General features: G+C 62.2%; 9 protein-coding genes and 1 pseudogene. 5 read left to right on the top strand and 5 right to left on the bottom strand.

Going from position 1 to position 13,320, the window contains the following annotated elements; all coding sequences use genetic code 11:
* Positions 1 to 66: 66 nt before the first annotated feature.
* Together AC629_RS50155 and AC629_RS12695 are read right to left on the bottom strand one after the other, a co-directional pair.
* Entirely contained in the window at positions 67 to 342 is a 276-nt protein-coding gene (locus AC629_RS50155; protein ID WP_084805085.1) for a hypothetical protein, read from the bottom strand.
* 119 nt (positions 343 to 461) lie between these two features.
* Entirely contained in the window at positions 462 to 3,152 is a 2,691-nt protein-coding gene (locus AC629_RS12695) for a flavin-containing monooxygenase (RefSeq protein ID WP_084805084.1), read from the bottom strand.
* Positions 3,153 to 3,381: 229 nt separating this feature from the next.
* Here AC629_RS12695 and AC629_RS12690 point away from each other — a divergent pair, with 229 nt between their 5' ends.
* Complete coding sequence (locus AC629_RS12690) at positions 3,382 to 3,603, top strand: hypothetical protein (RefSeq protein WP_245331830.1); 222 nt, start codon at positions 3,382 to 3,384, stop codon at positions 3,601 to 3,603.
* A gap of 82 nt (positions 3,604 to 3,685) precedes the next feature.
* Positions 3,686 to 5,146, top strand: coding sequence for a carboxylesterase/lipase family protein (locus AC629_RS12685; protein WP_084805082.1), 1,461 nt, complete (start codon positions 3,686 to 3,688; stop codon positions 5,144 to 5,146).
* 16 nt (positions 5,147 to 5,162) lie between these two features.
* Here AC629_RS12685 and AC629_RS12680 read toward each other — a convergent pair whose 3' ends face one another.
* A complete protein-coding gene (locus AC629_RS12680) occupies positions 5,163 to 5,342 on the bottom strand; it encodes a hypothetical protein (RefSeq protein WP_084805081.1) in 180 nt (59 codons plus the stop codon).
* A gap of 158 nt (positions 5,343 to 5,500) precedes the next feature.
* On the opposite strand from AC629_RS12680, the gene AC629_RS12675 reads away from it, so the two are divergent.
* The 3 genes and pseudogenes from AC629_RS12675 (at position 5,501) to AC629_RS12665 (ending at position 9,631) form a co-directional block, all read left to right on the top strand.
* A complete protein-coding gene (locus AC629_RS12675) occupies positions 5,501 to 6,298 on the top strand; it encodes a DODA-type extradiol aromatic ring-opening family dioxygenase (protein WP_084805080.1) in 798 nt (265 codons plus the stop codon).
* Positions 6,299 to 6,577: 279 nt separating this feature from the next.
* Positions 6,578 to 6,706, top strand: a pseudogene (locus AC629_RS50150) (tyrosine-type recombinase/integrase); the annotation flags it as partial.
* Between the two features lie 174 nt (positions 6,707 to 6,880).
* On the top strand, positions 6,881 to 9,631 hold the full coding sequence (locus AC629_RS12665) for an HAD-IC family P-type ATPase (RefSeq protein ID WP_084805078.1): 2,751 nt from the start codon (positions 6,881 to 6,883) through the stop codon (positions 9,629 to 9,631).
* Positions 9,632 to 9,782: 151 nt separating this feature from the next.
* On the opposite strand, the gene AC629_RS12660 is transcribed toward AC629_RS12665, so the two are convergent.
* On the bottom strand, positions 9,783 to 10,685 hold the full coding sequence (locus AC629_RS12660) for a polyphosphate kinase 2 family protein (protein ID WP_084805077.1): 903 nt from the start codon (positions 10,683 to 10,685) through the stop codon (positions 9,783 to 9,785).
* A gap of 694 nt (positions 10,686 to 11,379) precedes the next feature.
* Positions 11,380 to 13,293: an adenylate/guanylate cyclase domain-containing protein gene (locus tag AC629_RS12650; RefSeq protein WP_084805075.1), complete on the bottom strand. Its 1,914-nt coding sequence runs from the start codon at positions 13,291 to 13,293 to the stop codon at positions 11,380 to 11,382.
* Positions 13,294 to 13,320: the final 27 nt, after the last annotated feature.

Here is a 13,320-nt window from a genome sequence, read left to right as displayed (position 1 = left end):
CGGAAGAAGGTTCCTAGCCTCGCGAAAAGCTTGCCGCGAGCGTGCAGCCGGAGCAACCACACGCAGTCAGAGAAACTCTCTCAGCCGCGATAGTTCGGTGACGTGCTCGGGCGAGAGGATATCCGTGACCAGCGGCGGCTGCGCCGTCGTGTGGATCTCATAGAGATGCCGCGTCGCCGCCGGCTTCCCCATGAAAGCGGAGATGCACTCATCGAGAGTGCCTTCGCTCACCTGATAAGACGCTCTCTGCGGCCTTCGCTGGTTTGCAAGCGACGGCCATTTGTGCAGGGCCGCGAGCGCACCAAAATTGACCTTTGAATCCGCAACTGACACATCCCCCATCGTCCTGCCTCACGCAAACAATACCCCGGCACGCGGACCTGCGTGCCGGGGTCTACAACTGTCGCTGCATCTCAAGCACTCAACGCGGCAGCCGGGAAAAGGTTCCCGGCCGCCTGCGGTTAGCTCGCGGCCGCCGCGATCTTTTGCCCCGGGCTGGTTTGACCGTGGCTGTTCTCATCGCCGCGCCTGACCTGCGGAGGAAGCCCGGCGAAGCCCCGCAAGGCCTCGGCCATCTTCACCCGTCCAGACACACCGGTGATCACGACGTCCACCATCGCAAAGGACGAGTGGAAATGGCCGCGCGCCTTGAGCTGCTCGACCGGGACCCCGGCAGCAGCCATCGCCTCGGCATAGGCGACGCCCTCGTCACGCAACGGATCGAACTCGCAGGTGACGACGAAGGCCGGCGGCAGACCCGCGACCTTGCCGCGTAGCGGCGAGACGCGCGGATCAGTGCGGTCGGCCGGCGAGCAGTAAAGGTCCCAGAACCAGTACATCAGCGAGCGCGTCAGGAAGTAGCCGGTCGCATTGTCGTTGTAAGACGGGCGATCGTAGGTGCAGTCGGTGACCGGACACACCAGGAGCTGGCCGGCGATCTCAGGCCCGCCGCGATCGCGCGCAAGCTGGCAGGTAACGGCGGCTATGTTGCCGCCGGCGCTCCAGCCCGCGACCAGCACCGGACCGAGTTTGCCGCCGAGTTCGGCGACGTGCTCCGCGATCCAGCGAGTCGCTGCATAGCCGTCTTCGGCTGCGGCCGGGAAGCGATGCTCGGGCGCATGGCGATAGCCGACGCTGACGAAGATCATGCCGGTCCGCCGCACCATGTCGCGGCAGAACGGCTCGTCCGACTGTTCGTCACCGAGCACCCAGCCGCCGCCGTGGAAGTAGACCACGACAGGATGCGGTCCGGGCGCTGCCGGCCGGTACACACGGTACGGCAGAGGTCCGTCGGGGCCGGGCAGGGTGCCATCGACGATGTCGCCGATCGGCCGTCCCGCGGGCCGGCCCTTGTTGAACTCGTTGACGAAGGCGCGCGCGCCGATCGCGCCCATCGACTCGATCGGTGGCAGATTCAGCGATGCAAGCAGGTTCAGCACCAGCCGCACGTCCGGCTGCAGGCGCACCACCTCGCCATCGTTGCACTGCGCTGCGACGTTGGGGCCGGTGAGCTTGAAGCCTAGCATGCCGCGGCTGACGACGTCGTCGCAGATGCTGCGATAGGGGCCGACGCCGCCGGTATAGGGCATCAGGCCTTGCACCTTACCCGGCACATTGGCGCCCGTGTACCAGGTGTTGGCGAGCCGGTGCAGCGTCAGCATCGAACAGTCGGCCATGTGCTGGCCCCAGCCGGCCTGTGCTGTCTCGGTCGGTTCGATCGTGGTGAAGCCGGCGTCGCGCAGCTCGGCGAGGCGGTCGACCACCCAGTCGACATGCTGCTCGATCGACACCGCCATATTCGACAGCACGGACGGGCTCCCGGGACCGGTAACCATGAAGAAGTTGGGGAAGCCTTCGACCGTGAGACCGAGGTAGGTCTGCGGCCCGTGCGCCCAGACATCGGTGAGCGACTTGCCGCTGCGCCCGGTGATCGGATGCACGGCCCGGATCGCGCCGGTCATGGCGTCGAAGCCGGTCGCGAACACGATGACGTCGACATCGAAGGTGCGCTTGTCTGTCGAGATGCCGCTTGCTGTGATCGCCTTGATCGGCTCCTGGCGCAGATTGACCAGCGTGACGTTGGGCCGGTTGTAGGTGGCGTAATAATTGGTATCGAGGCAGGGACGTTTTGCACCGAAAGGATGGTCATGCGGCATCAGCGCCGCCGCCGTCTCCGGATCCTTCACGGCCGCCGAGATCTTCTCGCGGATGAGGTCGCAGATCAGCTTGTTGCCGTCGAAGTCGACGGCCTGGTCGGCCCAGAGCTGCGTGAGGATGTAGACGAGATCGCCCTTACCCCAACCCTCTTCAAAGCGTGCGCGGCGCTCGGCGTCGCTCAATTGCCAGCTCACGGCCATCTGCTGCGGATAGGGCACGCCGGCCATCGATTGCCGCGCCTGCTCGCGATAGGCCGCACGGTCGTCCTGGAAAAAGCTCATGCGATCGGACGGCGAGGGACCATTATGCGCAGGCAGCGCGAAATTCGGCGTGCGCTGGAACACGGTCAGATGTGCGGCTTGTTCGGCAATCAGCGGGATCGATTGAATGCCCGACGAGCCGGTGCCGATCACGGCGACGCGCTTGTCGGCGAGATTGACGCCGTCATGCGGCCAGCGGCCGGTGAAATAGACCTCGCCCTTAAACTCGTTGACGCCATCGATCTCCGGCGGCTTTGGCGCGGAGAGACAGCCGGTCGCCATGATGTAGTAGCGGCAGGAGACGGGATCGCCGTTGTCGGTGGTGAGTTGCCAGCGCTCTGTCGCCTCGTCCCACTTGGCTTCCGTGACCTTGGTGTTGAAGCGAATGTCGCGGCGCAGATCGTAGCGATCGGCGACGAAGCCGAGATAGCGCAGGATCTCGGGCTGGGTCGCGTATTTCTCCGACCAGGTCCAGGTCTTGTCGAGTTCCGGATCGAATGTGTAGCTGTAATCGATGGTCTGGATATCGCAGCGGGCGCCGGGATAACGGTTCCAGTACCAGGTGCCACCGACATCGCCGGCCTCTTCGAGAGCGACTGTCGTGAGCCCGGCCTTGCGCAGGCGATGGAGAAGATAGAGACCGGCAAATCCGGCGCCGACGACGGCAACGTCGACTTGTTGGGCTTTTCCACTCGCCGCTTTGGACTCACGTGCGGCGACCGTTGCGTCAGGCATGGCATTCCTCCCGTGTATTTTGTTGTGCCGGCAGGCTATCGCCGGGGGGCGGGCTTGTCATCAGGACAAGTGCAATCTTCGGTAGTCGTTTGCGCCGACATCGTGGCGGCGCGAAGGTTGCGGGCGTACACCTATCGCGATGCACAATGGCCGTGATTCTCCGGGCTAATCAGGCTCGATGTGTCTGTGTATGCTACGGTTCCGTGCCACGCGTTGCCCACCGGATGTCATGACAGAGTTGAGTGAACGGACCAAAGCCAACATGGACGTCGTCCTTGAGGAGACGTGCCGCGAATTGCCTCACGGCGGTGATCACGACAGCCGCAGATTCATCGCCGAGCGCCTGATCGAAGCGGCGCAATCCGGTCACGCCACGCTGGGCGAACTTGGCATTGTCGCCCGCCGTGCGCTCGCAGAGATCGCCGGCAAGAGCAGCTACAAGAGCAGCTAACCGTCCGTCGCGGAGCTTGCTTCGCTGCCGGCCGCGGACGTAACCTGCAGGGAACCCTTCAGCGCATCGAGATCCCCTGAAGATGCGGTCCCTGCTTGCGCTTCTTGCCGCTTCCGCGTTCCTCGGTTGCGCCGATATGGCCGTAGCCCAGGCGGTCGGACAATTTCCATTTGCGGTGACGCGTGAAGGACAGATGCTCGGCGCCGTCGAAGGCGAGGTGGCCTCGTTCAGGGGACTTGCTTACGCAACGCCGCCGGTGGGCCCGCTGCGGTGGCGTCCACCACAGGCGACGCCCGAGAGTTCGGAGATGCGGACCGCTTACGACTACGCGGCGCCGTGCCTTCAGCCGTCGTTGCCCGGCGCGAGCGAGGATTGCCTCACGCTGAACGTATTCCGTCCCTTCGGCGTCGATGGCCCGCTGCCGGTGATGGTGTTCATCCACGGCGGAGCCTTCGTCAGCGGCACAGCGAATGATCCGTTGTTCGACGGTGCAAAGCTCGCACAGGCCGGCCTCATCGTGGTCAGCGTCAATTATCGTCTCGGCGCACTCGGCTGGCTCACCCATCCCACGCTGTCGGAAGGCAGCTCTGGCAATTACGGCCTGATGGACCAGATTGCAGCGCTGCATTGGGTGCACGACAACATCGCGGCCTTCGCCGGCGATCCGAACAACGTCACCTTGTTTGGCAGCGGTGCAGGCGCGACCTCAATCGCGCTCCTGATGCTGTGTACGCAGTCGCGCGATCTGTTTCAGAAAGCCATTCTGCAATCGGTGCCGGGCCGCGCGCGACTGCGTCCGGCGCAGGAGGCGGAAGCCGCAGGCCGGGAATTCGTAGCGGCACTCGGGCAGGAGACTGATTTGCGCACGGCCTCACCGGCGCAACTGCTGGCCGCTGAAAAGCGATTGCTGGCAAAATCCTCGCACAGCTTCGCCCCGGCGATCGATGGAAGCCTGATTGCCGAAGGTCACGCCGCGGGGTTCGCGGCGGGACATGAAAGTCGCATTCCCCTCATCATCGGCTCGAATGATGACGAGACGCGGTTTGACAGTGACCTCGATATCAAGGAGCAGCTAGCATCGTCAGGCGGCACGCTCGATGAGCTGCGCAAGCTCTACCCCGGTCTCACCACACCTTCCGAACTTGCGGCGCGCTTCTACACCGACGAGGTTTTCTCCGAGCCGGTGAGGTTGCTGGCTCGCCTGCATGCCGCAAGCGGCGCGCCGACCTTTCGCTATCGCTTCGCCTATGTGCCGGAGGCGCAGCGCGCGAATCCCGATGGCGGTCACGGGCGCGAGTTGCAGTTCATCTTCGGCGCGGAAGGCGTGCCGGGTGCGGGCATGTTTTCACGGCGCGATCGCGAGGTCGCAAACCGGATGCGCACCTACTGGATCAACTTCGCGAAGAGCGGCGATCCCAACGGTGCCGACCTGCCGCGCTGGGACGCAGCGGCAGGAGGCGATCGTCTTTTGCTGATCACGAATGATCGCATCGCGAGCGGAGACGACCCCTGGTCGGACCGTCTCGATCGCCTCGCGCGCTAGAGCAGGATGAGTTGGATCAGGCCGCGAGCTCGACGCGCGGCGCCGGGGTGAGGCGGCCTTCCTCCAGATAGTCCACCGCTCCGTCCTTCTCGACGGCGTAGAACTGTTGGCCTTCCCTCGACCTGAAGGCGGCGCGGATGACGCCGCGGCGGCCCTTGTCACTGTTGACGACATCCCCCAGCGCAAACTTCTTCATATTCCGTCCTTGTCTTCTGGCCTATTCCTTCGGCCACGCCGGGGATTCTGGGCGGCAAATCGTTAACGACTTGCTAACCATACCGGTTTGCCTATGCTCGCCGCCTGTCGCGCGGGCAGCTCGCACGCGCATGTTGCCAACGAGACGAGCCTTCGCCCATGACGCGATTTCCGACCCTGTTCCTGTCGCATGGCGGCGGCCCCTGGCCCTTCATAGAGGACAGGCGGGTGCAGTATGCGAAGACTGCCGAGGAGTTCGGCCGGCTGCCGCAGCTTCTGCCGGCGAGGCCGAAGGCCGTGCTCGTCATCACCGGACATTGGGAAGCCGACGCCTTCACAGTGTCCACCTCGGCGCATCCGCCGATGGTGTACGACTATTACGGCTTCCCCGAGCATACCTATCACCTCAAATATCCGGCGCCGGGCAAGCCCGAGCTCGCCGCGGAGGTGAAGACGCTGCTCGCGCGCGCAGGCCTCGATTGCCGAGAGGATGCCAACCAGGGATTCGATCACGGCACCTTCGTGCCGCTCGGCCTGATGTATCCGAACGCGGACATGCCGATTGTGCTGCTGTCGTTGAAGTCGACCTATGATGCGGCCGAGCACATCAGGGCCGGGCAGGCGATCGCCTCGCTCCGCGACGAAGGCATCCTGATCATCGGCAGCGGTCTGACCTATCACAACATGCGCGGCTTCGGCCGGGCGGAGTCCAAGCCGGTCTCGTATGATTTTGAGGCCTATCTGAACGAGGCGATCAGCAATCCGGATGCGGCGCGCCGTAACGCGATGCTGGTGGACTGGGAGAACGCACCCAGCGCGCGCCTTGCCCATCCCCGCGAGGATCATCTGCTGCCTCTGATGGTGGCCGCCGGTGCCGCCGGCAGCGACGTCGGCCATCGCGTCTTCGTCGACGAGGTCGCGAGCGTTGCGATGGCGTCGTATGTGTTCGGCGGCTGATGTTGCTTGTTGCGGGCGAGACCGGGCAAACGCAAAATCTCGAAAACAACCCCATGCAAAGTAGAAAAGCTTAGCAAAATCGCCCCGGCAGGCTAGCTTGCTCAAGCGCCGTCCTGAAGACATTTGACACGTCGGGCAAAACAGCGGCAAAATTCCATCATGGCGCCGATTGACCGGCCATGCCGCGAACCCTGGAACAAGGGCAAGCTGATCGGAGCCAAACCTCCGTCGCGGCCAAACCAATTCTGGCCGATCCGAACCCGGCTCCTGATCGAAACACTGATCCGTGACACGGGGAATTTGCGAGCCGCGCAGCTCTTGCTCGGCCACACCAAGATCGAAAGCACGGAGCGCTATCTCGGCATCGGGGTTTCTCTCGTCAAACCATACTGCGAAGCTCCAAGTTGAGTGAGGGATTCTCCGGATTGAAACCAGTTTTCCTAGGGGCCTAAGTTCCTTGATTCAGATCAAGGGCCTTGCGGCTCACAACCGATGTCATCGGGAGCTTCGAAAGAACTGTCAGACGTCAACGCCGTAAGCGGGCTTGACCAGTCTTAGACGTCGGCCGGTAGGCAAAATAGCATGAGCGCAGCAGCGAATGCGAACACGACCAATGAGGTGGCGCGCTGGCACGCACTACCTCAACATGAGGTCGTGGAGCGACATGCTACCAGCTACGAGAACGGGCTTGCTCCGGCTGAGGCCGCTGTCCGACTTCAGAAATACGGTCAGAACCGCCTGCCCGAAGGCAGGAAGCGCGGTTGGTTTGCGAGGCTTCTCTCACAGTTCAACAACATCCTGGTCTACGTGCTGCTCGCTGCAGGGTTCACCAAGCTGATGTTGAACCTGTGGGTCGACGCGGCCATCATCTTTGGCGTGGTCGTTCTCAACGCGCTTCTCGGGTTCATTCAGGAGGGCAAGGCCGAGAAGGCGCTGGATTCCATCCGCAATATGCTGACCGCGGAGGCACGGACGGTACGCGGTGGGGAGACCCGCATGATTCCCGCGGAGGATCTCGTTCCGGGGGACGTCGTGCTCCTGGAGTCGGGAGACAAGATTCCTGCGGATCTGCGACTGTTCGAGACAAAGAACTTGCGAACTGAAGAGGCGGCCCTCACAGGTGAATCGGTGCCGGCAGAAAAAAGCGTCGAGCCGGTGCCTGCGAACGCGACGGTTGGCGACCGCGCAAACATGGCATTTTCCGGCACCATGGTTGTATCGGGTCGCGCGACCGGATTGGTCGTCGCGACCGGTACTGAGACGGAACTCGGCCGTATCAACCAGTTGCTCGCCGACGTGAGCCCGCTCGAGACTCCGCTGCTGCGCCAGATCAAGAAGTTTGGCTACACCATCAGTGCGGTAATCGGGGTGATCAGCGTTCTGGTCTTTGCCTACGGCAAGTGGGTGAAGGGGATCGACTTTGTGGAGCTCTTCCAGGCAGTCGTCGGCATCGCCGTATCGCTCATCCCGGAAGGACTACCCGCACTTATCACGATCACCCTGGCCATCGGCGTCCAGCGCATGGCCCAGCGTAACGCGATTATCCGGCGGTTGCCCGCAGTCGAAACGCTCGGCTCGGTGTCGCGGATCTGCTCGGACAAGACGGGCACGCTGACGCTCATGGAGATGATGGTGGTGTCCGCCGTCACGGCTGAGTCGGCGTATCAGGTCACCGGCGACGGCTATTCTCCCGAGGGGGAAATCAAAAAGGACGGACAGCCCGCGGGCAAGGACCCGGTACTCGCGCTGATGGGGCGAGTCTCCTTGCTCTGCAACGACGCAGAGCTGTTCCAGCAGGAGGGCACCTGGAAGGTTGAGGGCGATCCGACCGAGGGCGCGCTTTATCCGTTCGCAGCCAAGCTCGGTATGGATCGGCAGCTCGAGCAGACAGCATCTCCGCGTATCGACGCCATTCCGTTCGAATCCGAGCACAAGTTCATGGCGACGCTCCAAAGAGATGCGAACGGGGAGCAAGTCCTGCTCGTCAAGGGCGCCCCGGAAGTCATCTTTGAGCACTGCGATCGCCAGCAGACCGCCGACGGCCAGTCGAGTCCGCTCGATCGCGAGCACTTCTTGAAACAATCGGACAGGCTTGCGGCCCAAGGCGAACGTGTGCTGGCGTTCGCGTGGCTCCAGAACCCGAAGGTGAAGGCTGGCGGTCTCACCGCGGCTGACCTGCCAAGGACGCTTGTCTTGCTTGGTCTGATCGGCCTGCTGGATCCGCCGCGCAAAGAGGCCATCGAAGCCGTGAAGGAGTGCCACGGTGGTGGCATCCGCGTCACCATGATCACCGGCGATCACAAGATCACCGCCGCGGCCATCGCCAAGATGCTTGGGCTTGGTGACGGAAAGACCGCGATCACCGGCGCCGAAATCGAGGACATGGACGCCGCGACGCTGCAGGAACGCGTTCGCGCGGTTGACGTTTTCGCGCGCGCCAGCCCCGAACACAAGCTGCGCCTGGTGAAAGCGATCCAGGCCAACAATCAAATCGTGGCGATGACAGGCGATGGGGTGAACGACGCGCCCGCTCTCAAGAAAGCCGACATCGGGGTCGCGATGGGTATCAAAGGCACCGAGGTCACGAAGGAAGCGGCTGAAATGATCCTGGCCGACGATAACTTCGCCTCGATCTCGGCGGCGGTGAAGGAAGGGCGCACCGTCTACAACAACATCGAGAAGGCGATGCTATTCATCCTGCCGACCAACGTCGCGCAGGCGCTGGTCATTGCGGTGGCAATCTTTGCAGGGTTCACGATGCCGATCACGGCCCCGCAAGTGCTCTGGGTCAATATGGTCACGTCGGTCGCGCTCGGCCTGGTCATCTCCTTTGAGCCGCACGAGATCGATGTGATGGATCGGCCCCCGCGCGCAGTAGACCGCCCCATCGTGACCGGCTTCGGGATCTGGCGGATCATCTTTGTCGGCTTGGCGCTGCTTGCTTACACCTTGTTGGCGTTCTTCTGGATGAAGGCGCAAGGCGCCTCGGATGGGCTTGCCCGAACGGTAGCCGTCAATGCCATCACGATTGGCCAGGTGTTCTATCTGCTCAATAGCCGCTACCTGCTCGATTCGTCGCTCTCCCTGAAGGCGCACATAGGCAACGCGTACTTGCCGCTCGGCATCATTGCCGTCGTGATCTTGCAACTGATTTTCACCTACGCACCACCGGTCCAGGCGATGTTCGGCAACGAATCCATCCCGCTTTGGGTGTGGCCCTGGCTCCTTGCCGGCGGATTGCTGTTCTTCCTCGTGGTCGAGGCAGAAAAGCTTGTCATTCGCTCGTCGAGCTCGTTGCGAAAGTTTGTTGTCGCCGCGGAAGCAGGCGCGTGAGCGGTTCCTTTTCGCAGGCGTGCGCGTGCTTCGATCTCTTGCCGCGGCTTGGCGCCGCGGCCGACAGAAATGCGCCGCGGAGCGTCACCCGCGGCGTGATTTTTGTTGCTGCGCCGATTGCGCCGACCTTCGAGTGTTCGGGCTACGGGAGCTAAGCTTCTCGCGCAAGTTCCGCACGAGCCGCTGCCAGCTCCTTCTTCTGCTCCGGGCTCACCTTCGGATACGCAAGGTCGAGCTTCTCTACGGCCTCCACGATTGCCGCTGCGACGACTAGGCGGGTGAACCATCGGTTGTCGGCCGGCACCACGTACCACGGCGCGTGCTCGGATGCAGTGGCTGCGATCGCCCCTTCATACGAGTCCATGAAGTCGAGCCAGTACTTGCGCTCGCGCACGTCCGATGCCGAGAACTTCCAGTTCTTTCCGGGGTTGTCGAGGCGCTTCATGAAGCGCTTCTTCTGCTCTTCGCGCGAGACATGCAGGAAGAACTTGAGAATGACTGTGCCCTGCCGGGTGAGGTAATCCTCGAAGTGCGCGATGTCTGCCAGCCGTTCGTCCCAGATCCGGGAGCTCACGAACGGCGGCGGGAGTCTCTGCTGCTTCAAGATTTCCTCGTGAACGCGCACAACGAGGACCTCCTCGTAATAGGAACGATTGAAGATTCCGATCCGCCCACGTTCGGGCAGACGCGAGACGTAGCGCCACATGAAGTCATGTGCGAGATCCTCCTGTGAGGGCGGCTTGAACGAAAAGACCTGGCAGCCCTGCGGATTCACCCCCGTCATGACGTGTTTGATCGTGCTGTCCTTGCCAGCCGCATCCATGGCTTGGAACACGAGCAGCAGCGACCAACGGTCCTGGGCATAAAGCATGTCCTGTTCTTCTGCGAGCCACCGGGTGCCCCGTTGAAGAAGGTCAGCAGCTTCGCCCTTTTCCATGTTTAGACCGCGCGTGTCGCCGGGGTCGAAGTCCTTCAGCTGAAAGCCCTTGCCGCTGGAGATACGGAATGGGTGGATATACTTCTGGATCTGGTCGAGAATCTCTTTTCTCGGCATAGAGTGTCCTCCCTTCTTGAGGCAGAGGAATTTAAGACAAAGATAGTCTCGCTCAACGGCCCGGGCTTGACTTGCTCTCGGACAGCCTGGGTGGACCGTGCGTTATCCTATCATGGCGAAAGGCCTCCGTGCGTCGCGGCCGGGGCCGCGCGGCGCAGCCATTCGCAGCGCAGCGCATAGATGCTCAGCTTCGAGTGCTTGCGATAAGATCAGAATGATTCAAAGGGCGGCATCGGCCGGCGCTGCGGCGATGTCAGCTCAGGGCCCAAACTCGGACGAAGCGGTTTGGGAAATGCCCGCGAATTTGGTTCTGCTACTTCTACTCCACAGCCACGACCGTGCCGCGTAATTTTAGAACTGGGCCGGTTGAGCGGGTGGACTGGGCCAATCCGATCGCAGGTTGTTCGGATTGTTCCTTTCGAACAAGTCCTGCCTTATCACGCCGCTCGGGCGGGGATCAGTCGACGGTGGCGGTCCGCGAGCATCATGGATTGGCGCGACAATGACGCCGGGCCGAACGACACAATTGGCGGGATAGCCAACGTATTGGCAGTAAGTTGCGGCACTCACGCCTCCATGCTTCCTATCGAGAAGTCAACAATTAGCGACGCGGACAAGGCGATTGATCGCTTCATATTTGCCTCCTCTAGCTCAAAGCGCGACCTCTGCCAGTTATAGCCGGAAAAATCGGAAGTCACTGCTCCGGCAGTCCCGCCTTGTGCAACGCGTTCTCCACGTACACGCGCTGCTCCACATAGGTGGGATCGTCCGATAGATCGGTGGCCCGAAATTTCGCGAGTGTCGTGTAATTTGGATTCAGGCGACCCGCCGACGCAAGTGCCGCGCGAGCAGCGTAAAGGTCACCTCTAATAGCCATGATCGCGGCGTAATAAAGCTGGCCATACGCCAGTCTCGAATTGGTCGCGACCGACTTGCTCAGCCAGGCCAGCGCATCGTCATCGCGCCTGAGCAGGATCATCGCGCGGCCCATTTCAAACTGCCACGTACCTAGGCCGGGGTCGCGGGGACTGAGTTCAATGGCGCGTTCGAACAGCGGAATTGCATCCACGGATTTCCCGGTGAATACCAATGTTTCGCCAAGAAAAAGCGTCGGCGCCGGTAGATTGCCGTTAAGTTGCAGCGAGATCCTGTACTCTTCGGCGGCCTCCTGCTGCCGCCCGTGTGCCTGCAGAACTCGGGCGCGTTGCGCATGGGCAACTGAGCTGTTCGGATCGAGCGTGATTGCTTGCTGCGAGAGCACGTCGGCACGCCGCAAATCCTCGGCCGCGTTGCTCGATTGTCCATTGATGACCAGATTGGCGAGCGTCAGGGAAAGGCCTGTCAATGCCCGTAACGTGTGGGGATCAAGCTCAAGCGCCCGCTCAAACAGATGCCGCGCTTCCTCTCGCGTCTCGGGCGTCGTCGGCTTGTACACCGCGGCCCATCCCTGCAAGGCAAGGTCCGACGCGGTCGGATTGGTCTGGTGCTCCAGTTCGATGCTCCTGGCCGCGAGGACGACCAGTTCCAATCCCAGCATGCGTGCAATCCGGCCGGTTATATCATCCTGCAATTCCAGATAGTTGCTGCGCGGACGATCGAAGCGGTCGGACCAGACATAGCCCCCAGTTTCGGTATCGATGAGCTGCGCGTTGACCCGAACCTGATCACCGGCGCGCTGCACGCTGCCTTCGAGTGCGTAGCGAACACCGAGTTCACGTCCGATCTGGCGGACTTCTATCGCCCGGCTCTTGTAGGTGAACGCCGTATTGCGCGCGATAACAAAGCTGCCCTGAATCCGGGAGAGATCTGTGGTCAGGCTGTCGGCGACCGCATCGGCAAAGTAATCCTGCCGAGGATCTCCGCTCATGTTGGTAAAGGGAAGCACGACAATCGATAAGCGCGGTGCCGTCCTGAGTGGCACTGTATTCGGGGCCTGGATTACCCGCGATGTGACGCCCGTGCCACCTAACAGATACCACGCCCCGCCGCCTCCAATGGTTACGAGAGCGAGAATTGCGGATGCGGCCACTGTGATTGATCGCATGCCGGGTTTCGCCAGCGTCGGCAGCTTCGCGCCGACCGGATCGAGCATGAACACCTGGACCGGCTCCGCGATGTTTTTCAGGCGCTGTTGACCCCAATCGTGCATCGCGATTGCAATCTTGCCCTTGACCTGATCGTAGGCCGCGCGGGACAGACAGATATTGCCCGGAGGCGCCAAGTTCTCCAAGCGGGCAGCCACATTGACGCCATCGCCCATCAGATCGCCGTCCGGTTCGACCACGACGTCACCGAGGTTGATGCCGATCCGGAAACTGATCTGCTTGTCGGCAGTGATGCCGGTATTTCGATCGATCGTCTGCCGCTGCAACTCGACGGCGCACCGGACGGCATCGACGAGGGAAGCGAACTCTACCAACATTCCGTCTCCGGTCGTTTTGACGATGTGGCCATGATGGGTCGAGACAGCCGGATCGATGACCTCCTTCCGCAGCGTCCGTAGCCTTGCAATTGTTCCTTCTTCATCAGCCCCTGTCAGCCGACTGTAGCCAGCCACGTCGGCGGCCAGGATCGCGGCAAGCCTGCGCTCGACATGCTGCTCGACCAAAGTCCGTCCCCCCCTTGGATTGACCGC

Source organism: Bradyrhizobium sp. NAS80.1 (assembly GCF_001908205.1).
GTDB lineage: Bacteria > Pseudomonadota > Alphaproteobacteria > Rhizobiales > Xanthobacteraceae > Bradyrhizobium.
Note: the sequence above shows the minus strand (reverse complement) of the source record. Positions and strands in the feature narration are given on the sequence as shown.

Excerpts from the sequence above, each read along its gene's own strand:
- AC629_RS50155 (WP_084805085.1), bottom strand. The coding sequence starts at position 342 with ATGGGGGATGTGTCAGTTGCGGATTCAAAGGTCAATTTTGGTGCGCTC.
- AC629_RS12695 (WP_084805084.1), bottom strand. The coding sequence starts at position 3,152 with ATGCCTGACGCAACGGTCGCCGCACGTGAGTCCAAAGCGGCGAGTGGA.
- AC629_RS12690 (WP_245331830.1), top strand. The coding sequence starts at position 3,382 with ATGACAGAGTTGAGTGAACGGACCAAAGCCAACATGGACGTCGTCCTT.
- AC629_RS12685 (WP_084805082.1), top strand. The coding sequence starts at position 3,686 with ATGCGGTCCCTGCTTGCGCTTCTTGCCGCTTCCGCGTTCCTCGGTTGC.
- AC629_RS12680 (WP_084805081.1), bottom strand. The coding sequence starts at position 5,342 with ATGAAGAAGTTTGCGCTGGGGGATGTCGTCAACAGTGACAAGGGCCGC.
- AC629_RS12675 (WP_084805080.1), top strand. The coding sequence starts at position 5,501 with ATGACGCGATTTCCGACCCTGTTCCTGTCGCATGGCGGCGGCCCCTGG.
- AC629_RS12665 (WP_084805078.1), top strand. The coding sequence starts at position 6,881 with ATGAGCGCAGCAGCGAATGCGAACACGACCAATGAGGTGGCGCGCTGG.
- AC629_RS12660 (WP_084805077.1), bottom strand. The coding sequence starts at position 10,685 with ATGCCGAGAAAAGAGATTCTCGACCAGATCCAGAAGTATATCCACCCA.